Origin of the sequence: Marinobacterium maritimum (assembly GCF_039523155.1) — a bacterium.
Classification (GTDB): Bacteria; Pseudomonadota; Gammaproteobacteria; order Pseudomonadales; family Balneatricaceae; genus Marinobacterium; species Marinobacterium maritimum.
The window spans coordinates 106,876-131,052 of the sequence record NZ_BAAAET010000004.1; the positions used below are offsets into that span (position 1 = coordinate 106,876).

At 57.4% G+C, this 24,177-nt stretch carries 21 protein-coding genes and 5 tRNA genes; all 26 read right to left on the bottom strand.

The genetic code is table 11. The features are described from left to right. Window positions 1-3: 3 nt before the first annotated feature. The 26 genes from rpsJ to ABD013_RS15300 all read right to left on the bottom strand — a co-directional run bounded on the left by rpsJ (window position 4) and on the right by ABD013_RS15300 (window position 24,113). Window positions 4-315, bottom strand: coding sequence for a 30S ribosomal protein S10 (gene rpsJ / locus ABD013_RS15175; protein WP_181736727.1), 312 nt, complete (start codon window positions 313-315; stop codon window positions 4-6). Window positions 316-512: 197 nt separating this feature from the next. After that, window positions 513-1,706, bottom strand: a complete 1,194-nt coding sequence (tuf, locus tag ABD013_RS15180) for an elongation factor Tu (protein ID WP_343807765.1) — start codon at window positions 1,704-1,706, stop codon at window positions 513-515. A gap of 32 nt (window positions 1,707-1,738) precedes the next feature. Then, window positions 1,739-3,832, bottom strand: a complete 2,094-nt coding sequence (gene fusA, locus ABD013_RS15185) for an elongation factor G (RefSeq protein ID WP_343807768.1) — start codon at window positions 3,830-3,832, stop codon at window positions 1,739-1,741. A gap of 18 nt (window positions 3,833-3,850) precedes the next feature. Next, a complete protein-coding gene (gene rpsG / locus ABD013_RS15190) occupies window positions 3,851-4,321 on the bottom strand; it encodes a 30S ribosomal protein S7 (RefSeq protein ID WP_343807771.1) in 471 nt (156 codons plus the stop codon). A gap of 154 nt (window positions 4,322-4,475) precedes the next feature. Further along, window positions 4,476-4,850 carry a 30S ribosomal protein S12 gene (gene rpsL, locus ABD013_RS15195; protein ID WP_010325525.1) on the bottom strand — a complete coding sequence of 125 codons (375 nt, stop codon included), beginning with the start codon at window positions 4,848-4,850 and terminating at the stop codon, window positions 4,476-4,478. A 115-nt stretch (window positions 4,851-4,965) separates the two neighbouring features. Continuing rightward, window positions 4,966-9,192, bottom strand: coding sequence for a DNA-directed RNA polymerase subunit beta' (gene rpoC / locus ABD013_RS15200; RefSeq protein ID WP_343807774.1), 4,227 nt, complete (start codon window positions 9,190-9,192; stop codon window positions 4,966-4,968). Between the two features lie 77 nt (window positions 9,193-9,269). Beyond that, on the bottom strand, window positions 9,270-13,370 hold the full coding sequence (gene rpoB, locus ABD013_RS15205; RefSeq protein ID WP_343807777.1) for a DNA-directed RNA polymerase subunit beta: 4,101 nt from the start codon (window positions 13,368-13,370) through the stop codon (window positions 9,270-9,272). Window positions 13,371-13,550: 180 nt separating this feature from the next. Further along, window positions 13,551-13,919, bottom strand: a complete 369-nt coding sequence (rplL, locus tag ABD013_RS15210) for a 50S ribosomal protein L7/L12 (RefSeq protein ID WP_343807780.1) — start codon at window positions 13,917-13,919, stop codon at window positions 13,551-13,553. A gap of 70 nt (window positions 13,920-13,989) precedes the next feature. Beyond that, window positions 13,990-14,484 (bottom strand): 50S ribosomal protein L10, encoded by a 495-nt coding sequence (rplJ, locus tag ABD013_RS15215; protein WP_343807783.1) that lies wholly within the window; start codon window positions 14,482-14,484, stop codon window positions 13,990-13,992. Window positions 14,485-14,702: 218 nt separating this feature from the next. Then, window positions 14,703-15,398, bottom strand: coding sequence for a 50S ribosomal protein L1 (gene rplA, locus ABD013_RS15220; protein WP_343807786.1), 696 nt, complete (start codon window positions 15,396-15,398; stop codon window positions 14,703-14,705). Next, window positions 15,398-15,832 carry a 50S ribosomal protein L11 gene (gene rplK / locus ABD013_RS15225; protein ID WP_343807789.1) on the bottom strand — a complete coding sequence of 145 codons (435 nt, stop codon included), beginning with the start codon at window positions 15,830-15,832 and terminating at the stop codon, window positions 15,398-15,400. Before rplK ends, rplA begins: the two co-directional genes overlap by 1 nt. 89 nt (window positions 15,833-15,921) lie before the next feature. After that, window positions 15,922-16,464: a transcription termination/antitermination protein NusG gene (gene nusG, locus ABD013_RS15230; RefSeq protein WP_343807792.1), complete on the bottom strand. Its 543-nt coding sequence runs from the start codon at window positions 16,462-16,464 to the stop codon at window positions 15,922-15,924. 11 nt (window positions 16,465-16,475) lie between these two features. Beyond that, on the bottom strand, window positions 16,476-16,844 hold the full coding sequence (gene secE, locus ABD013_RS15235) for a preprotein translocase subunit SecE (protein ID WP_343807795.1): 369 nt from the start codon (window positions 16,842-16,844) through the stop codon (window positions 16,476-16,478). A 60-nt stretch (window positions 16,845-16,904) separates the two neighbouring features. After that, a tRNA-Trp gene (locus ABD013_RS15240) sits at window positions 16,905-16,980 on the bottom strand. A gap of 66 nt (window positions 16,981-17,046) precedes the next feature. After that, entirely contained in the window at window positions 17,047-18,240 is a 1,194-nt protein-coding gene (gene tuf, locus ABD013_RS15245) for an elongation factor Tu (RefSeq protein WP_343807765.1), read from the bottom strand. 86 nt (window positions 18,241-18,326) lie between these two features. Then, window positions 18,327-18,401, bottom strand: a tRNA-Thr gene (locus ABD013_RS15250). Between the two features lie 25 nt (window positions 18,402-18,426). Then, window positions 18,427-18,501 (bottom strand) — tRNA-Gly (locus ABD013_RS15255). Between the two features lie 11 nt (window positions 18,502-18,512). Beyond that, window positions 18,513-18,596 (bottom strand) — tRNA-Tyr (locus ABD013_RS15260). A 23-nt stretch (window positions 18,597-18,619) separates the two neighbouring features. After that, a tRNA-Thr gene (locus ABD013_RS15265) sits at window positions 18,620-18,695 on the bottom strand. Between the two features lie 25 nt (window positions 18,696-18,720). Next, window positions 18,721-19,368 (bottom strand): hypothetical protein, encoded by a 648-nt coding sequence (locus tag ABD013_RS15270; RefSeq protein WP_343807798.1) that lies wholly within the window; start codon window positions 19,366-19,368, stop codon window positions 18,721-18,723. A gap of 4 nt (window positions 19,369-19,372) precedes the next feature. Beyond that, window positions 19,373-20,098 (bottom strand): type III pantothenate kinase, encoded by a 726-nt coding sequence (locus ABD013_RS15275; protein ID WP_343807800.1) that lies wholly within the window; start codon window positions 20,096-20,098, stop codon window positions 19,373-19,375. After that, window positions 20,085-21,059 carry a bifunctional biotin--[acetyl-CoA-carboxylase] ligase/biotin operon repressor BirA gene (birA, locus tag ABD013_RS15280; protein WP_343807803.1) on the bottom strand — a complete coding sequence of 325 codons (975 nt, stop codon included), beginning with the start codon at window positions 21,057-21,059 and terminating at the stop codon, window positions 20,085-20,087. Before birA ends, ABD013_RS15275 begins: the two co-directional genes overlap by 14 nt. Beyond that, entirely contained in the window at window positions 21,049-21,576 is a 528-nt protein-coding gene (locus ABD013_RS15285; RefSeq protein WP_343807806.1) for a dihydrofolate reductase, read from the bottom strand. The genes birA and ABD013_RS15285 overlap by 11 nt, the downstream gene beginning before the upstream one ends. Window positions 21,577-21,590: 14 nt before the next feature. Beyond that, window positions 21,591-22,433, bottom strand: coding sequence for a thymidylate synthase (locus ABD013_RS15290; RefSeq protein WP_343807809.1), 843 nt, complete (start codon window positions 22,431-22,433; stop codon window positions 21,591-21,593). A 78-nt stretch (window positions 22,434-22,511) separates the two neighbouring features. Continuing rightward, window positions 22,512-23,306, bottom strand: a complete 795-nt coding sequence (gene lgt, locus ABD013_RS15295; protein WP_343807812.1) for a prolipoprotein diacylglyceryl transferase — start codon at window positions 23,304-23,306, stop codon at window positions 22,512-22,514. A gap of 6 nt (window positions 23,307-23,312) precedes the next feature. Further along, on the bottom strand, window positions 23,313-24,113 hold the full coding sequence (locus tag ABD013_RS15300) for a sulfite exporter TauE/SafE family protein (protein WP_343807815.1): 801 nt from the start codon (window positions 24,111-24,113) through the stop codon (window positions 23,313-23,315). Window positions 24,114-24,177: the final 64 nt, after the last annotated feature.

A 24,177-nucleotide genomic window follows, 5' to 3' on the forward strand; every position in this document is an offset into this window, starting at 1 on the left:
GTATTAGCCGAGGCTGATCTGCACTTCAACACCCGCAGCGAGATCCAGCTTCATCAGTGCGTCGACAGTTTTTTCTGTCGGCTCAACGATGTCCAGAACACGCTTGTGCGTACGAATTTCGTACTGATCACGCGCGTCTTTGTTGACGTGCGGGGAAACCAGTACGGTGTAACGCTCTTTGCGAGTAGGAAGTGGGATCGGACCACGCACCTGAGCACCCGTCCGCTTAGCAGTCTCAACGATCTCCTGAGCAGATGAGTCAATCAGGCGATGATCAAAAGCCTTCAGACGAATTCTGATTTTTTGGTTCTGCATTCTGATCACGCATTTCCTGTTAGTTTTTTAACGGCAATAGCCGACCACCCCTAGGAAGAAGGGGACGCAAATTTTACTCATTGCACCGGTTAGCGTCAACCAAAAGTTTAATTTTTAACCAGCCAGGAGCAGCCATTCGCAAGGCCACAAAAAAGCCCTCCGAAGAGGGCTTTTTCAGATCAAATCAAACGAGTGGATTACTCGATGATTTTGGATACAACGCCAGCGCCGACGGTACGACCACCTTCACGGATGGCGAAGCGCAGACCGTCTTCCATCGCGATCGGGTTGATCAGGGTAACAGTCATCTGGATGTTGTCGCCCGGCATTACCATTTCAACGCCTTCCGGCAGTTCACACGCACCAGTGATGTCAGTGGTACGGAAGTAGAACTGCGGACGGTAGCCCTTGAAGAACGGAGTGTGACGACCGCCTTCTTCCTTGCTCAGTACGTAGACTTCGCCTTCGAACTTGGTGTGCGGAGTGATGGAACCCGGCTTAGCCAGGACCTGACCACGCTCAACTTCGTCACGCTTGGTACCACGCAGCAGCGCACCAACGTTCTCGCCTGCACGACCCTGGTCCAGCAGCTTGCGGAACATCTCAACACCAGTACAGGTAGTCTTGGTGGTGTCCTTGATACCAACGATTTCGATCTCGTCACCAACGTTCAGGATGCCACGCTCGATACGACCGGTTACTACGGTACCACGACCGGAGATAGAGAATACGTCCTCGATCGGCATCAGGAACGGCAGGTCAACAGCGCGCTGCGGCTCAGGGATGTACTCATCCAGAGTCTCAACCAGCTTCTTGACAGCAGAAGTACCGTAACCGTTGTCGTCTTCGCCGTTCAGCGCCATCAGAGCAGAACCCACAACGATCGGAGTGTCGTCGCCCGGGAATTCGTACTGGTCCAGAAGTTCACGAACTTCCATTTCAACCAGTTCCAGCAGCTCTTCGTCGTCAACCATGTCCGCTTTGTTCAGGAACACAACGATGTACGGTACGCCAACCTGACGAGACAGCAGGATGTGCTCACGAGTCTGCGGCATGGGGCCGTCTGCAGCGGAACATACCAGGATAGCGCCGTCCATCTGAGCAGCACCAGTGATCATGTTCTTAACGTAGTCAGCGTGTCCCGGGCAGTCTACGTGCGCGTAGTGGCGAGTCGGAGATTCGTACTCTACGTGTGAAGTAGAGATGGTGATACCACGCTCACGCTCTTCCGGTGCGTTGTCGATACCGTCGAAAGCAACGGCGTCGCCGCCCCATACTTCTGCACATACGCGAGTCAGTGCAGCGGTCAGAGTGGTTTTACCGTGGTCAACGTGACCGATGGTACCTACGTTAACGTGCGGCTTGCTACGTTCAAATGCTTGTTTAGCCACGATTAAATCCTCTTAATTGAGCAATTGGCTTATCAGTTCTGCTTAATAACGGCTTCGGCAATATTCTGCGGAGCTTCGGCGTAGCCTTTGAACTCCATAGAATAAGTCGCACGACCCTGAGATGCGGAGCGCAGATCGGTTGCATAACCGAACATTTCACCCAGCGGTACTTCAGCGTTGATCACCTTACCAGATGTCGTATCTTCCATACCCTGCACCAGACCGCGACGACGGTTCAGGTCGCCCATGACGTCACCCATGTATTCTTCAGGGGTCACGACTTCGACCTGCATCATCGGCTCCAGCAGGCACGGATTGGCTTCCTGCGCGTACTTTTTCAGAGCCTGAGATGCGGCGATTTTAAACGCCATCTCGTTGGAGTCAACTTCATGGAAGGAACCGTCGTACAGACGAGCCTTCAGGCCGATGAGCGGATAGCCGGCGATAACACCGTTCTTCATCTGCTCTTCGACACCTTTCTGAACGGCCGGGATGTATTCCTTCGGAATAGCACCACCCACGATCTCGTTCACGAACTCCAGACCTTCTTCATCGCTCGGCGTGAATTCGATCACAACGTGACCGTACTGACCACGACCACCGGACTGACGAGCAAACTTGTGGTTTGCCACAACAGCAGAGCGAATCTTCTCACGGTAGGCCACCTGCGGCTTACCGATGTTGGCTTCTACCTTGAACTCACGCTTCATGCGGTCAACAAGGATATCCAGGTGCAATTCACCCATGCCGGAGATGATAGTCTGACCGGTTTCTTCGTCGGTTTCGACGCGGAAAGAGGGGTCTTCCTGGGCCAGTTTGCCCAGTGCGATACCCATCTTCTCCTGGTCAGCCTTGGACTTCGGCTCTACCGCCACGGAGATTACCGGCTCGGGGAACTCCATACGCTCCAGGACGATCTTGTTGTCCAGGTCGCACAGGGTGTCACCAGTAGTAACATCTTTCAGGCCGATCAGAGCCGCGATGTCACCTGCCAGTACTTCCTTGATCTCTTCACGGCTGTTGGCGTGCATCTGCACCATACGACCAACACGCTCTTTCTTCTGCTTGACAGAGTTGTATACGCTGTCACCAGAATTCAGAACACCAGAGTAAACACGCACGAAGGTCAGGGTACCTACGAACGGGTCGGTCGCGATCTTGAACGCCAGCGCAGAGAACGGCGCGCTATCGTCGGCTTCACGGGTTTCAACGGTTTCAGCCGCATCATCCAGAGTACCTTCGATCGCCTTAACCTCAGTCGGAGACGGCAGGTATTCAATAACGGCATCCAGTACTGCCTGCACGCCCTTGTTCTTGAACGCGGAACCAGCCAGCATCAGGATGACTTCGTTAGCCAGGGTACGCTGACGCAGAGCAGACTTGATCTCTTCTTCGGACAGCTCACCTTCTTCCAGGTACTTGTCCATCAGCTCTTCGCTGGCTTCAGCTGCCGCTTCGACCATCATCTCGCGGTATTCTTCAGCCTTGGCCTGCAGATCAGCCGGGATGTCTTCCAGCTCGTAGGTCATGCCCTGGTCTTCTTCGTTCCACATGATAGCTTTCATGCGGATCAGGTCGACGACGCCCTTGAAGTTGTCTTCTGCACCGATCGGAATGTTGATCGGCACAGTAACAGCACCCAGACGCTTCTTCAGCTGAGATTCAACCATGAAGAAGTCAGCACCGGCACGGTCCATCTTGTTGACGAACACCATACGCGGTACTTCGTACTTGTTGGCCTGACGCCATACAGTCTCGGTCTGCGGCTGCACACCGGAAGAGGCACACAGAACTACAACAGCGCCATCCAGTACACGCAGGGAACGTTCTACTTCGATAGTGAAGTCAACGTGTCCCGGAGTATCGATGATGTTGACGCGGTGCTGATCGAACTGCTGGTTCATACCAGACCAGAATGCGGTAGTAGCAGCAGAGGTAATGGTGATACCACGCTCCTGCTCCTGCTCCATCCAGTCCATGGTAGCCGCACCATCGTGTACTTCACCAATCTTGTGAGACAGACCTGTGTAGAACAGGATACGCTCAGTGGTGGTGGTCTTGCCGGCGTCTACGTGAGCGCAAATACCGATGTTACGGTAGCGCTCGATAGGTGTCTTACGAGCCACGACAATATCCTCTGATGTTTAGAAGCGGTAGTGAGCGAAAGCCTTGTTGGCTTCAGCCATGCGATGCACGTCTTCACGTTTCTTGACAGCAGCACCACGGCCTTCAGCAGCGTCAGCCAGCTCACCAGCGAGACGCAGCGCCATGGATTTTTCACCACGCTTACGGGCAGCATCTACGAGCCAGCGCATGGACAGAGCCATACGACGAGCGGGACGTACTTCTACAGGCACCTGGTAGGTAGCACCACCTACACGGCGAGACTTAACCTCGACCAGCGGCTGTACGGTTTCCAGTGCTTTTTCGAACAGCTCCAGCGGGTCCTGCTTGGTGCGTTCTTCAATTTTTTCCATCGCACCGTAAACGATACGTTCAGCAACAGACTTCTTGCCGTGTACCATCAGGTGGTTGATGAATTTTGCCAGTGTAATGTTACCGAACTTAGGATCCGGCAGGATTTCACGCTTCGCAGCGACGCGTCTTCTTGGCATGGATAAGCCCTCTAAAAAATGTTTAAGGTCTTCAGGATTATGCGGTATGTATACACATCCGCCCTTACTCTTATCGTCTTTCGGTCTTGCTTTAACAGCTGCGCAACCCTAAGCGGCCACCGGCTGGAACAGCTTTACCGTCGGACTGACGGAATCAGGACTTGGGACGCTTGGTACCGTACTTGGAACGACCCTGTTTACGATCGTTAACACCGGAGCAGTCCAGAGAACCGCGAACAGTGTGGTAACGAACACCCGGGAGGTCCTTTACTCGACCGCCACGGATCAGAACAACGGAGTGTTCCTGCAGGTTGTGACCTTCACCACCGATGTAGGAAGACACTTCAAAGCCGTTGGTCAGACGCACACGACATACTTTACGCAGAGCCGAGTTCGGCTTCTTCGGAGTAGTAGTGTAAACACGGGTACATACACCGCGACGCTGAGGACAAGCCTGAAGCGCACGTACGTCGCTCTGCTGTACCTTGCGCTTACGCGGCTTGCGTACCAACTGGTTGATTGTTGCCATTAAGCAAACTCCACGTTTGGTTTATAAGCACCATTAAAAGCTGGATCTGTCTCCAGCACGAAAGGGCCGGAATTTTAATCAATTCCGGCCCCACACGTCAATTATTGAGCAATATTTACTCAGCGTCTGGCGACATGGAGGCGTTCAGCGCTTCAGTCAGTGCCTGTTGCACTTCTTCTGCACTCACGGTTACCCCTTCTGTTGCCATCTGACGTTTACGCTTGCGTTCGCTGTGGTACGCCAGGCCGGTACCGGCCGGGATCAAACGACCCACAACAACGTTTTCTTTCAGGCCACGCAGGAAGTCCTGCTTGCCGGTTACCGCACCTTCGGTCAGTACGCGGGTGGTCTCCTGGAAGGAGGCCGCGGAGATGAAGGACTCGGTCGCCAGAGATGCCTTGGTGATACCCAGCAGTACGCGTTCGTACTTGCACGGGATCTTGCCTTCCGCTTCCAGACGCTTGTTCTGTTCAACAATCGCCTGGTATTCAACCTGGTCGCCCGGGATGAAGTCGGAATCGCCGGCATCCAGAATCTCGGCCTTGCGCAGCATCTGACGCACGATTACTTCGATGTGCTTGTCGTTGATCGCTACGCCCTGGAGGCGGTAAACCTCCTGGATCTCGCTGACGATGTACTTGGCCAGATCCTTCACGCCCAGAACGCGCAGGATATCGTGTGCGTTGGACGGACCATCGGAGATCACCTCACCGCGCTCAACGCTTTCGCCTTCGAACACGTTCAGGTTACGCCATTTCTGGATCATGATCTCAACCGGATCATTGCCATCATTCGGCGTGATCACGATACGACGCTTGCCCTTGGTCTCCTTGCCGAAGGTCACGGCACCGGAGATCTCGGCCAACACGGCGGATTCCTTCGGTTTACGCGCTTCGAACAGGTCGGCAACACGCGGCAGACCACCGGTGATGTCCTTGTTGACCGAGCCTTCCTGCGGGATACGCGCCAGGATGTCACCGATCTGAACATCTGAGCCATCGTTCATGTTGACGATCGCTTTTGCAGGCAGCAGATACTGCGCCGGCATTTCGGTACCCGAGTGGTAAACGTCATTACCGTTGGCATCGACCAGCTTGATCATCGGACGGATGTCCTTGCCCGCCTGCGGACGGTCCTTGGCATCCAGGATCTCGATGGTGGACAGGCCGGTCAGCTCATCTGTCTGACGCTTGATGGTGATACCATCTTCCATGCCCACGAACTCAACCTTACCGGCCACCTCGGTGACGATCGGGTGAGTGTGCGGATCCCAGTTGGCCACGACCGCGCCGGCTTCTACGCTGGAGCCGTCACGCACCTTGATGATGGCACCATACGGCAGCTTGTAGCGCTCACGCTCACGACCGTGCTCGTCGGTCACACCCAGCTCGCCGGAACGGGACGTCGCCACAAGGTTACCGTCAGTACGTTCTACGAACTTCAGGTTATGCAGACGGATTTCACCGCCGTTCTTCACCTGAATGCTGTCGACAGCCGCTGCTCGAGATGCCGCACCACCGATGTGGAAGGTACGCATGGTCAGCTGGGTACCCGGCTCACCGATGGACTGTGCCGCGATAACACCGACGGCTTCACCACGGTTGACCAGGTGTCCGCGACCCAGGTCACGGCCATAACAGTTGGAGCAGATGCCGTGCTGAGATTCACAGGTGATCGCGGAGCGCACGAAGATCTCGTCGATGCCGCTATAGGCTTCGTCGTTCTCCAGACGGTGCACCCAGGCTTCATCGATCAGCGTGCCTGCCGGAATCAGGGTTTCGGTCTCAGCCGGGTTCAGCACATCTTCGGCCACAACACGGCCCAGGACACGCTCACCCAGAGTCACGATCACGTCACCGCCTTCGATCATCGGCTGAACCATGACGCCACGCTCGGTGCCGCAGTCCTCTTCGGTGATGACCACGTCCTGTGCCACGTCGACCAGACGACGGGTCAGGTAACCGGAGTTCGCGGTCTTCAGTGCCGTATCCGCCAGACCCTTACGAGCACCGTGGGTCGAGATGAAGTACTGGAGTACGTTCAGACCTTCACGGAAGTTTGCCACGATCGGCGTTTCGATGATGGAGCCGTCCGGCTTCGCCATCAGACCACGCATACCGGACAGCTGACGGATCTGGGCGGCACTGCCTCGCGCACCGGAGTCGGCCATCATGTAGACGGAGTTGAACGACTCCTGCTCGACCTGGTTGCCTTCGGCATCGGTGACGATATCGACCTTCAGGTTGTCCATCATCTTCTTCGCCAGCAGTTCGTTGGCGCGGGACCAGATGTCGATAACCTTGTTGTACTTCTCGCCCTGGGTTACCAGACCGTCGGCGAACTGACGCTCGATCTCCTTCACCTCGGCATCTGCCTCAGCGATGATGGTGACCTTCTCGGCCGGGATCTCGAAGTCGTTCACACCGATGGAGGAACCGGACATGGTCGCCTGACGGAAGCCCATGTACATCAGCTGGTCAGCAAAGATGACCGTGTCTTTCAGACCACAGCGACGGTAGGCTTCGTTCAGCAGTCGAGAGATCGACTTCTTCTTCATGGTCTGGTTGACCAGGGAGAACGGCAGTCCATTCGGCACGATATCGAACAGCATGGCACGACCGACAGTGGTCTCCTGCAGACCGTAACGCTCTTCGACGTTACCGTGGATATCACGGATCACCTCAGGAATACGCACCTTGATGCGCGCCTGCAGGTGAACCTGACCGGCACCGTGTGCACGCTGCACTTCCTTGATGTCGGAGAAGACCATGCCTTCACCCTGGGCGTTCAGGCGCTCACGGGTCATGTAGTACAGACCCAGCACCACGTCCTGGGACGGTACGATGATCGGCTCGCCGTTGGCCGGTGACAGGATGTTGTTGGTCGACATCATCAGGGCACGGGCTTCAAGCTGGGCTTCCAGCGTCAGCGGTACGTGTACCGCCATCTGGTCACCGTCGAAGTCGGCGTTGTAGGCCGCACACACCAGCGGGTGCAGCTGGATCGCCTTGCCTTCGATCAGTACCGGCTCGAACGCCTGGATACCCAGACGGTGCAGGGTCGGTGCACGGTTCAGCAGTACCGGATGCTCGCGGATCACCTCGTCGAGGATATCCCATACCAGCGGCTCTTCGCGCTCGACCATCTTCTTGGCCGCCTTGATGGTGGTCGCATGACCACGCAGCTCCAGCTTGGAGAAGATGAACGGCTTGAACAGTTCCAGCGCCATTTTCTTCGGCAGACCGCACTGATGCAGACGCAGGTACGGGCCCACCACGATTACGGAACGGCCGGAGTAGTCAACACGCTTACCAAGCAGGTTCTGACGGAAACGACCCTGCTTACCCTTGATCATGTCAGCCAGGGATTTCAGCGGGCGCTTGTTGGAACCGGTGATGGCACGGCCGCGACGGCCGTTATCCAGCAGCGCATCGACGGATTCCTGCAGCATGCGCTTCTCGTTGCGCACGATGATATCCGGTGCGTTCAGGTCGAGCAGGCGCTTCAGACGGTTGTTACGGTTGATCACGCGACGGTACAGATCGTTCAGATCCGAAGTCGCGAAACGACCACCATCCAGCGGTACCAGCGGACGCAGGTCCGGCGGCAGTACCGGCAGCACTTCCATGATCATCCAGGCAGGGTTGTTGCCGGACTTGTGGAAAGCTTCCAGCAGCTTCAGACGCTTGGACAGCTTCTTGATCTTGGTCTCGGAGTTGGTCTGCGGCAGCTCTTCACGCAGCTGCTGGCACTCTTCTTCCAGCTCGATGGAAGCCAGCAGTTCCTTGACCGCTTCGGCACCCATGCGGGCGTCGAATTCGTCGCCGAACTCTTCCAGCGCTTCGAAGTACTGTTCATCGTTGAGCAGCTGGCCACGCTCGAGGGTGGTCATGCCCGGCTCGATTACGACGAAAGATTCGAAGTACAGCACGCGCTCGATATCACGCAGGGTCATATCCAGCATCAGGCCGATACGGGACGGCAGTGACTTCAGGAACCAGATGTGGGCAACCGGAGAGGCCAGTTCAATGTGACCCATGCGCTCACGGCGCACCTTGGTCTGGGTCACTTCAACGCCACACTTCTCACAGATCACACCACGGTGCTTCATGCGCTTGTACTTGCCGCACAGGCACTCGTAGTCCTTCACCGGGCCAAAGATCTTGGCACAGAACAGACCGTCACGCTCCGGCTTGAAGGTACGGTAGTTGATGGTTTCCGGCTTTTTGACTTCACCGTAGGACCAGGAACGGATCATGTCCGGTGATGCCAGGGAGACGCGAATGGAGTCGAACTCTTCGGATTGTCCCTGGGACTTCAGCAGATTCAGCAGATCTTTCATTGTCTATAGCTCCTCGCGGAGTTCTCTGCGCCGGGAACCTTGTCAACCAAGGCCCCCGGCTGGTGATCATTCAGGACTTATTCGCTCTCGAGCTCGATATCGATACCGAGCGAGCGGATTTCCTTGATCAACACGTTGAACGATTCCGGCATGCCCGGTTCCATACGGTGATCGCCGTCGACGATGTTCTTGTACATCTTGGTACGGCCGTTCACGTCGTCCGACTTCACGGTCAGCATTTCCTGCAGGGTGTAGGCGGCACCATAGGCTTCCAGTGCCCAGACCTCCATCTCACCGAAGCGCTGACCACCGAACTGCGCCTTACCACCCAGCGGCTGCTGGGTAACCAGGCTGTAGGAACCGGTGGAACGTGCGTGCATCTTGTCGTCGACCAGGTGGTTCAACTTCAGCATGTACATGTAACCGACGGTTACCGGACGGTCGAAGATATCACCGGTACGGCCATCGAACAGACGTACCTGACCACTGTCATCCAGGTCAGCCAGACGCAGCAGGGCCTTGATTTCGCTTTCCTTGGCACCGTCGAAGACCGGCGTTGCCAGCGGAACACCGCGGCGCAGGTTGGCCGCCAGTTCCAGGATTTCGTCATCGCTGAAGCTGTCCAGATCTTCCTGATGACCTGCGGCCAGGCCGCCGTGTTCACCATTGTAGACCTGATGCAGGAATTCACGCAGCGCCTTGACCTTCTCGGCCTTGGCCTGCTCCTGCTCCAGCATCGCATTGACCTTGCGACCCAGACCGGTTGCCGCCATACCCAGGTGAGTCTCGAGAATCTGACCCACGTTCATACGGGACGGTACACCCAGCGGGTTGAGGACAATATCAACCGGCTCGCCATGGGCGTCGTACGGCATATCCTCGACCGGCATGATCACGGAGATAACACCCTTGTTACCGTGACGGCCCGCCATCTTGTCACCCGGCTGTACGCGGCGCTTGGTCGCAACGTATACCTTGACGATCTTCAGTACGCCCGGAGCCAGGTCATCACCGGTCTGCAGCTTGCCTTTCTTGTCTTCGAAGCGCTTGTCGAGGTTTTCGCGACGCTCTTCCAGCTGCTTCTTGGCCAGCTCCAGCTCTTCGCTGATCGCTTCGTCAGCAACGCGGATCTTGAACCAGTCAGCTTTCTTCAGACCGTTGAGGAATTCCTCGGTGATCTCTTCGCCCTTCTTCAGGCCAGCACCGCCTTCAGCAGACAGACCGACCAGCTTGCGCTGCAGACGTTCGAATGTTGCCTGTTCAACGATGCGGAACTCTTCGTTCAGGTCCTTGCGGATCGCATCCAGCTCGGACTTCTCGATGGACAGAGCACGTTCGTCTTTCTGCACGCCATCACGGGTGAATACCTGAACGTCGATAACCTTACCAACGGTACCGGTCTTCACGCGCAGAGAGGTGTCCTTAACGTCGGACGCCTTCTCACCGAAGATCGCACGCAGCAGTTTTTCTTCCGGCGTCAGCTGGGTTTCGCCCTTCGGCGTTACCTTGCCGACCAGGATGTCGCCCGGACCCACTTCGGCACCGATATGCACGATACCGGCCTCATCCAGCTTGGCCAGTGCAGACTCGCCCACGTTGGGGATGTCGGAGGTAATCTCTTCCGGCCCCAGCTTGGTGTCACGCGCCACACAGGTCAGTTCCTGAATGTGGATAGTGGTGAAGCGATCTTCCTGAACCACGCGTTCGGAGATGAGGATGGAGTCCTCGAAGTTGTAGCCGTTCCACGGCATGAACGCGATGCGCATGTTCTGACCCAGAGCCAGCTCGCCCAAGTCGACGGACGGACCGTCAGCCATGACGTCACCACGCTGCACGGATTCACCCGGGCTCACGATGGAGCGCTGGTTGATGCAGGTGTTCTGGTTGGAACGCACGTACTTGGTCAGGTTGTAGATATCGACACCGGCGTCACCGGCCTGTACCTCGTCATCGTGCACACGCACCACGATACGTGCCGCATCGACGGATTCGATGATGCCGCCGCGACGGGCCACAACACAGACACCGGAGTCCTGCGCCACGTTACGCTCGATACCGGTACCCACCAGTGGCTTCTCGGCACGCAGAGTCGGCACGGCCTGACGCTGCATGTTGGAACCCATCAGGGCGCGGTTGGCGTCATCGTGCTCGAGGAACGGGATCAGGGATGCCGCAACGGATACCACCTGGCGCGGAGACACGTCCATGTACTGAACACGCTCAGGGCCCATAACGGTGAATTCGTTCAGGTGACGTACCGCCACCAGCTCATCGGTCAGGCGACGCTCTTCGTCCATGGCCGCAGAGGCCTGGGCGATCACGTACTTGTTCTCTTCGATCGCCGACAGGTAGTCGATCTCGTCGGTAACCTGGCCATCGACCACGCGACGGTACGGCGTTTCCAGGAAGCCGTAGTCGTTGGTGCGGGCAAATACCGCCAGCGAGTTGATCAGACCGATGTTCGGACCTTCAGGGGTCTCGATCGGGCAGACGCGACCGTAGTGGGTCGGGTGCACGTCTCGCACCTCGAAGCCGGCACGCTCACGAGTCAGACCGCCCGGGCCCAGTGCGGATACACGACGCTTGTGTGTAACCTCGGACAGCGGGTTGTTCTGGTCCATGAACTGGGACAGCTGAGAGGAACCGAAGAATTCCTTGATCGCTGCGGCCACCGGCTTGGCGTTGATCAGGTCCTGCGGCATCAGGTTGTCGGATTCCGCCATGGACAGACGCTCACGCACGGCGCGCTCGACACGGACCAGACCGACACGGAACTGGTTCTCGGCCATTTCACCGACGGAACGGATACGACGGTTGCCCAGGTGGTCGATATCGTCGACGGTGCCCTTGCCGTTACGGATGTCGATCAGGGTCTTCATCACGTCCAGGATGTCATCCTTGTCCAGGATGCCCGGTCCAGTGACGGCATCGCGACCCAGACGACGGTTGAACTTCATACGGCCGACGCCGGACAGGTCGTAGCGCTCGTCAGAGAAGAACAGGTTCTCGAACAGCGCTTCCGCAGATTCCTTGGTGGGCGGCTCGCCCGGGCGCATCATGCGGTAGATTTCGACCAGAGCTTCCAGCTGGTTGCGGGTCGGGTCGATACGCAGAGTGTCTGAGATGAACGATCCGCAGTCCAGATCGTTGGTATACAGTGTCTCGATGCGATCGATGCCCAGCACCTGCATCTTGCCGATCAGCTCTTCAGTGATCTCGGCGTTGCAGTTGGCAACCAGTTCACCGGTGCTCGGATCTACCAAGTTGCGAGCCAGCGCCTTGCCGATCAGGTATTCGGCCGGCACGTTCAGCTGTTCCATGCCCGCTTTCGCCATCTGACGGATGTGACGCGGCGTAATACGACGACCCGCTTCCACGATGACGTTGCCTTCCGGATCCTTGATCTCGAAGGACATGGTTTCGCCACGCAGGCGCTCCGGAATCAGATCCATCCAGATGCTGTCGCCTTCCAGCGTCCAGCCGGTGTTCTCGAAGAAGGTTTCCAGAACCTCTTCTGCTTCGTAACCCAGGGCACGCAGCAGGATGGTCGCCGGCAGTTTACGACGACGGTCGATACGCACGAACAGGCTGTCCTTGGGATCGAATTCGAAGTCGAGCCAGGAGCCACGGTAAGGAATGATGCGTGCGGAGTACAGCAGCTTGCCGGAGGAGTGTGTCTTACCCTTGTCGTGGTCGAAGAACACACCCGGTGAACGGTGCAGCTGAGATACGATGACACGCTCGGTACCGTTAACAACAAAGGTACCGTTTTCGGTCATCAGGGGCATTTCGCCCATGTATACTTCCTGCTCCTTGATGTCCTTGACCGCTTTGGTAGACGAATCACGGTCATAGATCACCAGGCGCACTTTGACGCGCAGAGGCGCTGCGTAGGTGATGCCACGCTGCTGACACTCTTTCACGTCGAATACGGGTTCGCCCAGACGGTAGCCGGCGTACTCGAGGGCTGCGTTGCCAGAGTAAGAGACAATTGGAAATACGGAATTGAACGCAGCGTGCAAGCCTTCGTCACGACGTCCTTCGCCAGCGCTGCCGTCCTGCAAGAAGCGACGGTAGGAGTCGAGCTGAATTGCCAACAGGTATGGCACATCCATAACCTGCCGCAACTTAGCGAAATTCTTGCGAATGCGTTTCTTCTCAGTATATGAATAAGCCATCAGTGTTCCCCAGCATCTGCACCCAGGTTGAGAAGCCAGTCCCCCTCGCATGCCTGCGAACGGGCTGTGTAGCCATTATTTATTTGCTGTCTATAAATAACGGAAAAAGGCCGGTGGCGCTTCGCCACCAGCCATACGCTTTTTAAGCAGTTTTACGCTGCTTTTTGCGCATCAACGCGATTACTTGAGCTCAACAGTCGCGCCAGCTTCTTCCAGAGCTTTCTTCAGCTCTTCAGCTTCAGCTTTTTCTACGCCTTCTTTGATGGTAGACGGAGCGCCGTCAACCAGCTCTTTGGCTTCTTTCAGGCCCAGGCCAGTAGCGCCGCGGACAGCCTTGATGACGTTTACTTTCTTGTCGCCGGCAGAAGCCAGAACAACGTTGAACTCAGTCTGCTCTTCAGCAGCACCAGCGTCGCCAGCCGGGCCAGCCATAACGGCAGCAGCAGCGGTAACACCGAATTTTTCTTCCATTGCTTCGATCAGAGCAACAACGTCCTTAACGGACATTTCAGCAACAGCGTTGATGATATCTTCGTGAGTCAGAGACATGATTCAAATCCTGATAATTGGGTAGAGCGATAGCTCGTTAAAACTTTCAAGAAACAGCCAAGAACAAGTCTTAGGCAGCTTCCTGCTCTTTCTGGTCGCGAATTGCCGCAATGGTACGAACCAGCTTGCCAGCAGATGCTTCTTTCAGAACGCTCATCAGCTTGGCGATAGCTTCGTCGTACGTCGGCAGGCTTGCCAGCATTGCGATGTCAACCACTTCGCCTTCGAACGCAGCAGTTTTCAGTTCAAACTGCTCGTTACCTTTCGCGAAATCCTTGAGGATACGCGCACCGGCACCCGGGTGCTCGGTGGAGAATGCGATGATGGTCGGACCGACAAAGCTGTCCTGCAGACATGCGTAGTCAGTGCCTTCTACTGCGCGGCGAGCCAGGGTGTTACGTACGACTTTCAGCCATACGCCGTTCGCACGGGCTTCTTTACGCAGAGCAGTCATGTCTTCTACAGTTACGCCGCGAGAATCGGCAACTACTGCAGACAGAGCAGACTTGGCAGCTTCCTGGACTTCAGCGACGATCGCTTTTTTGTCTTCGAGTCCTAATGCCACGATTTACTCCTGGATTTAGTCTTTCGACTGTTTACCAACCACCCCTTGCGGGGCTTCTGAGTACGGTGGTTTTCGATTCGCGTGAATCTCACCGTCTGCGCAGGCTGGTGTTTCCATTAAGATGCCGCCACCCGAAGGTATGACATCACCTGCGGTCTTTGACGGCCTTCGTCTCTGTATTACAGGTCACGAAGACCCTCAAAAAACCTTTACGTCGATCAGAAGCTCAGAGAGGACTGATCGATCGCCAGACCCGGGCCCATGGTAGTGGACAGGGTCACTTTCTTAACGTATACGCCTTTGGCAGATGCAGGCTTCAGCTTCTTCAGCTCAGCCAGCAGCGCTTCCACGTTCTGCTGGATAGCCTGGCCTTCGAAGCCCAGCTTGCCAACGGAACAATGGATGATGCCGTTCTTGTCAGTACGGAAACGTACCTGACCAGCCTTGGCGTTGTTGACTGCAGTAGTCACGTCCGGAGTCACGGTACCGACCTTCGGGTTCGGCATCAGGCCACGCGGACCCAGGATCTGACCCAGCTGACCGACAACACGCATAGCGTCAGGAGTCGCGATCACAACGTCAAAATCCAGGTTACCGGCCTTAACCTGTTCAGCCAGGTCATCAAAGCCAACCACGTCAGCACCGGCTGCTTTTGCTTTCTCAGCGTTTTCACCCTGAGCGAAGACAGCAACACGGACTTCTTTACCAGTACCGTTCGGCAGTACGCTTGAACCACGCACAACCTGGTCGGATTTACGCGGGTCAACACCCAGGTTCACAGCAACATCAACAGACTCGGTGAACTTGACTGAAGAGATCTCACCCAGCAGAGCAACTGCATCTGCTACCGGGTACAGCTTACCGCTCTCAACCTTCTCACGGATCGCCTTCTGGCGCTTAGTCAGCTTAGCCATTACTCATCACCCTCTACGACCAGACCCATGGAACGTGCGCTACCAGCGATGGTACGAACAGCCGCATCCATATCGGCAGCGGTCAGATCCGCCATCTTGGTAGTTGCAATCTCTTCCAGCTGAGCACGGGTAACAGTACCCACTTTCTCAGTGTTCGGACGTGCAGAACCGCTCTTCAGGCCAGCGGCCTTCTTCAGCAGGATTGCAGCCGGAGGAGTCTTGGTGATGAATGTGAAGCTGCGGTCGCTGTATACAGTGATAACAACCGGCACCGGCAGACCCGGCTCCATGCTCTGAGTCTGGGCGTTGAACGCTTTACAGAACTCCATGATGTTAACACCGTGCTGACCCAGAGCCGGACCTACGGGAGGACTCGGGTTAGCCTGACCTGCTTTTACCTGCAGCTTGATATAAGCATTGATTTTCTTAGCCATTAAGCTACTCCTTTGGGTTCAAACGCCCCTCGGGGCTCCCCATTTCTAACAACAACGAAAACCGCCCTCGGGCGGCTTCGTTACCAGACTCAGGCCTTTTCGACCTGGGTAAATTCCAGCTCGACCGGAGTCGAGCGACCGAAAATGAGCACAGCAACCTGCAGACGGTTCTTCTCGTAGTTGACCTCTTCGACCACGCCGTTGAAGTCAGCAAAGGGACCGTCGATGACACGCACCATCTCACCCGGTTCAAATACGGTTTTCGGCCGCGGCTTGTCTACACCGCTTTCAACGCGCTGCAGAATCTCGTCCGCTTCCTTCTGGGTAATCGGCGCCGGCTTGTCCGCCGTACCACCGATAAAACCCATAACCCGAGGCGTGTTCTTGACCAGGTGCCAGGTCTCGTCATTCATGACCATCTGCACCAGAACATAGCCCGGATAAAACTTGCGCTCTGACTTGCGCTTCTTGCCGTCACGAATCTCGACCACTTCTTCGGTCGGCACCAGAACATCACCAAACAGATCCTGCATACCATGCAGCTCGATCCGTTCTTTCAGGGTATTCATGACGCGCTTTTCGTAGCCGGAGTAGGCATGCACGACATACCAACGCTTCTTGTCCATGTCCATGCTTACACCTCTTAACCAATAGCGCCGGAAACCAGCCACCCCAGCAGGGAATCAAGCCCCCAGAGCGCCAGACCGACCAGCAATACAGCCAATACAACGATAGCGGTAGTCTGCAGCGTCTCCTGGCGCGTCGGCCAGACAACCCTGCGAATTTCATTCTTGGCTTCTTTGAACAGCTGGAAGAACGCCTTGCCTTTCGCAGTCTGCAGCGCAACAAAGCCTGCAACCACTGCCAACGCAACCAGCGCCAATACCCGATAGAGCAGAGACTCACCAGCAAAAATGGAGTTCCCTACAACACCAGCCGCCACCAATGCGACCACAATAACCCATTTCAGGCCATCGAGTTTAGATCCTTCGGAAGTCACTTTAGAGTTCACGCTTGGAGCCTCGGCTTAATGAAAGCTTGCGCTTTGTGTGACACCATTCCTGACTAGGAATGGCAGGCCAGGAGGGAATCGAACCCCCAACCTGCGGTTTTGGAGACCGCTGCTCTGCCAATTGAGCTACTGGCCTGTTGCGTAACAGGGAGGCACATTATAGGCGCCTCCCCACCTGCATGCAACAGGTAATTATCGATAATTACTCGATAATTTTGGATACCACACCGGCACCCACGGTACGACCACCTTCACGGATGGCGAAGCGCAGACCGTCTTCCATCGCGATCGGGTTGATCAGGGTAACAGTCATCTGGATGTTGTCGCCCGGCATTACCATTTCAACGCCTTCCGGCAGTTCACACGCACCAGTGATGTCAGTGGTACGGAAGTAGAACTGCGGACGGTAGCCTTTGAAGAACGGAGTGTGACGACCGCCTTCTTCCTTGCTCAGTACGTAGACTTCGCCTTCGAACTTGGTGTGCGGAGTGATGGAACCCGGCTTAGCCAGGACCTGACCACGCTCAACTTCGTCACGCTTGGTACCACGCAGCAGCGCACCAACGTTCTCGCCTGCACGACCCTGGTCCAGCAGCTTGCGGAACATCTCAACACCAGTACAGGTAGTCTTGGTGGTGTCCTTGATACCAACGATTTCGATCTCGTCACCAACGTTCAGGATGCCACGCTCGATACGACCGGTTACTACGGTACCACGACCGGAGATAGAGAATACGTCCTCGATCGGCATCAGGAACGGCAGGTCAACAGCGCGCTGCGGCTCAGGGATGTACTCATCCAGAGTCTCAACCAGCTTCTTGACAGCAGAAGTACCGTAACCGTTGTCGTCTTCGCCGTTCAGCGCCATCAGAGCAGAACCCACAACGATCGGAGTGTCGTCGCCCGGGAATTCGTACTGGTCCAGAAGTTCACGAACTTCCATTTCAACCAGTTCCAGCAGCTCTTCGTCGTCGACCATGTCCGCTTTGTTCAGGAACACAACGATGTACGGTACGCCAACCTGACGAGACAGCAGGATGTGCTCACGAGTCTGCGGCATGGGGCCGTCTGCAGCGGAACATACCAGGATAGCGCCGTCCATCTGAGCAGCACCAGTGATCATGTTCTTAACGTAGTCAGCGTGTCCCGGGCAGTCTACGTGCGCGTAGTGGCGAGTCGGAGATTCGTACTCTACGTGTGAAGTAGAGATGGTGATACCACGCTCACGCTCTTCCGGTGCGTTGTCGATACCGTCGAAAGCAACGGCGTCGCCGCCCCATACTTCTGCACATACGCGAGTCAGTGCAGCGGTCAGAGTGGTTTTACCGTGGTCAACGTGACCGATGGTACCTACGTTAACGTGCGGCTTGCTACGTTCAAATGCTTGTTTAGCCATGGCAAGGTCAACCTGATCAAGTCGTTTCAAGTACGCCAAATACGACAAAGGGTAGACATATCGCTATATCTACCCTTCATCAAAACTGGAGCTCATGGGCGGATTTGAACCGCCGACCTCACCCTTACCAAGGGTGTGCTCTACCCCTGAGCTACATGAGCATAACTCTTTTCCTTTTGCCCCATTTGGAGCGGGTAGCGGGAATCGAACCCGCCTCTTCAGCTTGGAAGGCTGAGGTAATAGCCACTATACCATACCCGCTTAAACGGAGATGGTGGTGGGAGGTGGATTCGAACCACCGAAGCTTGCGCGTCAGATTTACAGTCTGATCCCTTTGGCCACTCGGGAACCCCACCAGCCTTTCAATCTTCTCCAGACATGGTGCCGGCACGAGGAGTCGAACCCCGGACCTACTGATTACAAGTCAGTTGCTCTACCAACTGAGCTATACCGGCCTTGCCTGTCGAAGTGGTGCGTATCTTACTGATCCGATTGGGGCTGTGCAACCCCTTCGCACAACTTTTTTTCAATTTTTATGCCGGGCCAGCCGGCAGCCATCAGCTGAGCCAGTCGCGCCTCATCCATATGGCCTTCAGCAATAGCGGCCAGAATCTGAAACCCGGGCGTATCATCCAGGATAGGCTCCTGCTGAAGTTCCAGCTTCAGCACCGCATGAATCGCCTCCCGCTCGGCCCTGGCCTGCCGCAACGCATCTTCGCCCATAAATGGCCCGAGCACGAAATCACCATCACGAGTTTGCGGCACCCATCCCGCCAGCGCCAGTCGATCCAGCAGTTCAAGCTGCGCCGCCGGCTCTGCCGGTCGCGGCAGGCGCAAGCGGTAGCCCAACACGGCCGGCGCTGCCGGCTCTACCTCGGTATCAAAGCCGCGCTCCTGCAGCCTTTCCACCGCCGTCGCGACTTCCGCCCGAGAACCGAAAGCGCCCAACTGGTAGCACTCCTGCGCCCTTGGCTGCAGGGTTTCACCCCCGCCCAGCTCATGCAGCAGCCGCAGCCGGCTGATCTGCTCACTGACCATTTCGGGCGTCTCAGCACTCTGCTGCTGTGCATACCAAAGCAACATCAGCGCATTGAGCAATAACAGCAGCAGCGCCACCCATCGCATCATTCCCTTACTCCAGCGCCCATCTCAGGCCATCCATAACCAGATCGGGACAGAGTTCTGCCCCCGGCATCAGCTCCATCAGTTGTGCGCCATCACCACCTGTCACCAGTATTCGTGCAGGTGCTGCCAGCCCTGGAATCCCGGCATGCAGCTGCTGCGCCAGTGCCAACAGCAGCAGGTTGGCACCATGCGCAACCGCGCTGCTGGTATCGCAGCCTGGCGCGACTGAAGGGTGCACCACATCCCTGTCCACTCTCACTTCAGCGGTATTCCCCAGCAGTGACTGTTGCATCAGCCGAATGCCAGGCAGGATGTACCCCCCCTGGTGGCAGCCTTCGGCATCAAGCAGATCCACCGTGATCGCACTGCCGCAATCCACCACACAGCAGGACTGGCCAACACGATTCCAGGCCGCCAGCATCGCCAGCCAGCGATCCACCCCCATGCGTGAGGGGTCCTCATAGCTGTTGCGCACCCCCGCAGCCTCTGCCACTGTCAGCGCACGACGCAACGGCACCTGCCAACACCGCTCCACGCCTTCCGCCAGCACCTGGTTGAGCCCCTCGCCAGCGACCGAGGCCAGCCAGACCTCACTGGGGGGCTGCCGACACGCCAGCAGCTGCTCAGCTGCGAATTCAGCCGTCAGCCAGCGCCCCCGCTCCAACACCCGCTCCTCATCGAGCAGGCGCCATTTGATGAAGGTATTGCCCGCATCCAGCTCAAGCCGTTTCATGCGCTCGCACACTCACTTCGCCACCATGAAAGACTTCCTGCCCCTTGTCGGTCTGCAGCCGAAGCCCACCCTGATCCGTAACGCCCAGACAGATGCCTTCGAAGGTATGCGCCCCCGAGATCAATCGCACCGGCCGCCCCTGGAACACGTTGGCCGCCTCCCAGGCGGGCCGCAACTGGGCAAAGCCACCGGACTCGAAACGCTGCAGCACCTGCACCAGCTGACGCACCAGGGTTGCCAGCAGTTCGGTTCGATCACCCTTGAAACCCAGTGCTTGCAGGTCGATGCAAGGCTGATCCAGTTGCTCGGCCAGCCCTTCCGGCAGGGCCACGTTCAAGCCCACACCGATCGCCACCTGACACTCGCCGGCTGCATCGCCGCTCAACTCGATCAGGATGCCGGCCAGCTTGGCATTATCGACCAGCAGATCATTGGGCCACTTCAGCCCCACCTGCTCGACACCCAGCTCGGCCAGTGCCTGCTGCAGCGCCAGCCCCACGGCAAGACTCAGCCCTTCCAGCGCGGCCACCCCGGTGTTGAAACGCCAGGCCAGGGTAAAGCAGAGACTTGAGGCCAGCGGGCTCAACCACTGGCGGCCGCGCCGGCCTCGCCCTGCATGCTGATACTCGGCAACAAAGAGACCACTGTGCACACCCTGCTGCAGCGCCTGCAGCCCCTGAGCGTTGGTCGAATCGGTCTCGATCGTCACTTCTACCGCCGCCAGTCGCTCGACCAGACTGCCTGCCAGCAGGCGCTCACGCAGGCGATCAGCATCAATCAGGTCAACACCACCAGGCAAACGGTAACCGCGCCCCTTGACGCTGTAGACCTCAAGCCCCAGCTCCTGCAGACGCTGCATATGCTTCCATACCGCGCTGCGACTGATTCCCAGCTCCCGCCCCAGCTCACTGCCGGAGTGAAAGGCACCATCACCCAGCACCGACAGCAATTTATCCAGCATGCTCAACCTCGGTCTGGCAGCGGTCCAGCACGATGAAACTGTAGTCATAGGGGTTGGGCTCGATGGCCGCAAAGTCTTCCCGCGCCACCTCCTGCCAGACACTTGCTTCCAGTGCCGGGAAGAAGGCATCACCGTTGATCTCGGCATGCACCTGGGTCAGATAGAGGCGATCCGCACGCGGCAGACAGAGCGCATAGATCTCGGCACCGCCAATCACCACCGCTTCCTCGACGCCATCGATCAGCGCCAGACTCTCGCCGAGCGCCACGCCCTCATCCAGACTGTGCACAACCCGCACCCCGGGATGATCCCAGCCGGTATCGCGGGTAATGACGATATTGGTTCGCCCCGGCAGCGGTCGACCGATCGACTCGAAGGTCTTGCGACCCATGATGATCGGCTTGCCGAGTGTGACCCGTTTGAAATACTTCAGGTCCTCCGGCAGATACCAGGGCAGTTTGTTATTGATACCGATCACCCGGTTCTCGGACTGGGCGACAATCATGGCCAGACGCATGCGTTCTCCTTGCATCAGACGGCGATGGGGGCTCGAATGACCGGGTCAGGGTCGTAACCGCTGACCTCGAAGTCCTCATATTCATAGCTGAAGATATCGGCGGGACGGCGACGGATGCTCAGCTGCGGCAGCGCCTTGGGCGTGCGCGACAGCTGCTCCTGCACGATGGCCGGGTCATTGAGGTGGTTGTGATACAGGTGCAGATCGCCGAAGGTGTGCACGAACTCGCCCACCTCAAGATCACACTGCTGAGCCACCATATGGGTCAACAGCGAGTAGGAGGCGATATTGAACGGCACGCCGAGGAAGTAGTCGGCGCTGCGCTGGTACAGCTGACAGCTCAACTTGCCCTCGGCGACATAGAACTGGAACAGGGTATGGCAGGGCGGCAGCGCGGCACGCCCCTGACGCACATTATCCTGCGGACTGATGGTTTCGTCCGGCAGATCGGCCGGATTCCAGCCGCTGACGATCAGGCGGCGGGAGTTGGGCGTACGCTTGATCTGCTCCACCACGGTGGCGATCTGGTCAATGGTGGAACCATCAGGGCAGGCCCAGGAGCGCCACTGCTTGCCATAGATCGGCCCCAGATCACCATCTTCCAGTGCCCACTCGTTCCAGATGCGCACACCACGCTGCTGCAACCAGTTGTTGTCGGTACTGCCGGAGAGGAACCAGAGCAGTTCGTAGATCACCGATTTCAGATGGACCTTTTTGGTGGTCAGCAGCGGAAAGCCCTGCGACAGATCGAAGCGCAGCTGACGACCAAACACCGAGCGAGTCCCCGTTCCGGTTCGATCACCCTTGTCCACGCCGTTGTCGATGATGTCCCGCATCAGGTCCAGATACTGCTGCATAATCGCCCCATCCCAAAAACAAATAGCCGCCATTTTATGCCGCTGGCCGTTCTTTAGCCAGCATAGACCATTGCGGCACTAGGCCTGCTGTACTGCCTCGCGCCGATAGGCCAGCAGCATCAGCAGTGCCCCCAGCAGGATCATCGGCAGCGACAGCAGCTGCCCCATGGTCAACCAGTCGAAGGCGATAAAGCCCAGATGGCCGTCCGGCTCACGTACCAGCTCCACCAGCGAGCGGAAAGCACCATAGCCCAGCAGGAACAACCCCGAGACCGCCATGCGCGGACGCGGACGCGCCGAATACCACCAGAGCAGTACGAACAGCGCTACGCCTTCCAGCGCCATCTCGTACAACTGTGATGGATGCCGCGGCAGGCCGTCACCGGCACGCGGAAAGATCACCGCCCAAGGCACATCGGTCACCCGCCCCCAGACCTCACCGCCGATAAAGTTGCCCAGACGACCGGCACCCAAACCGATCGGCACCAGTGGCGCCACGAAGTCGCCGATTTCGAAAAAGGTCTTGCCGTAGCGGTGAGCAAAGAGCGCCAGCACGACCAGCACACCGATCAAGCCACCATGGAAGGACATCCCTCCTTCCCAGACGGCAAACAGCCACAGCGGATCCTGCAGAAAATAGTCGAAATTGTAGAACAGCACATAGCCCATGCGACCGCCGAGAATCACACCGACAGCGCTCCAGAACACCAGATCGGACACCTGCTGCTCGGTCCAGCCGGAACCGGCCTTGCGTGCCCGATAGTTACCCAGCCACCAGGCCGCACCGAAGCCGATCAGGTACATCAAACCGTACCAGTGAATCTTCAACGGCCCCAGCTCCAGTGCCAGCGGATTGATGTCATGCACCCACATAGATACTTATCCCAGGTTGGAAAGAATAAAACGGCCGCCCACGACCACGAGAAACACCGCGAACACTTTTTTCAGTACCGGCTGCGGCAGGCGGTGTGCCAGCCTGGCACCCAGCGGCGCCGTCAGCGAACTGGCCATAACAATGCCAACGAAGGCCGGCAGGTAGACGTACCCCAGGCTCCAATCCGGCAGTTGCGCTTCACCCCAGCCAACCCAGACATTGGTCAGGGCCCCCATCAGCGCAATCGGCAGACCGCAAGCCGCCGATGTGGCCACCGCCTGCTGCATTGTGACCTGGCGCCAGCTCAGATAGGGCACGGTCAAGGTGCCGCCACCGATGCCAAAGATCGACGAGGCCCAGCCGATGATACCGCCGGATATACCGAGTTCTGTCCTGCCCGGCCCCTTATCACCGGCACCGGGCTTGAGACCGAACGCCATCTGCGCCGCAACGAGCAGGGCAAAGGTGCCGAGCGCAACCTGCAGGACACCGCCGCTCAACTGCACCGCTGTATTTACCCCCAGTACCGCACCCGCCAGAATTCCGACTGCCAGCGGCCGAAACAGTTCCCAGCGTACGGCACCATGCCGGTGATGGGCGCGCACCGAACTGAGCGAGGTAATGACGATGGTCGCCAGCGACGTCGCCACAGCCATGTGAGTCAGCACGGCGGCATCAACGCCCTGCAACTGGAAAGAGAAGATCAGCACCGGCACAATCAGCAAGCCGCCACCAATGCCAAACAGACCGGCCACGATGCCTGCAACGGCACCAAGGAGCAGGTAAAGCGCAAGAGTCATCAACATGATCGATTTATCCGCAGGGTAAAGCGGTTTATCTTAGAGCCTGAACCCTCTGGATGAAACCGAA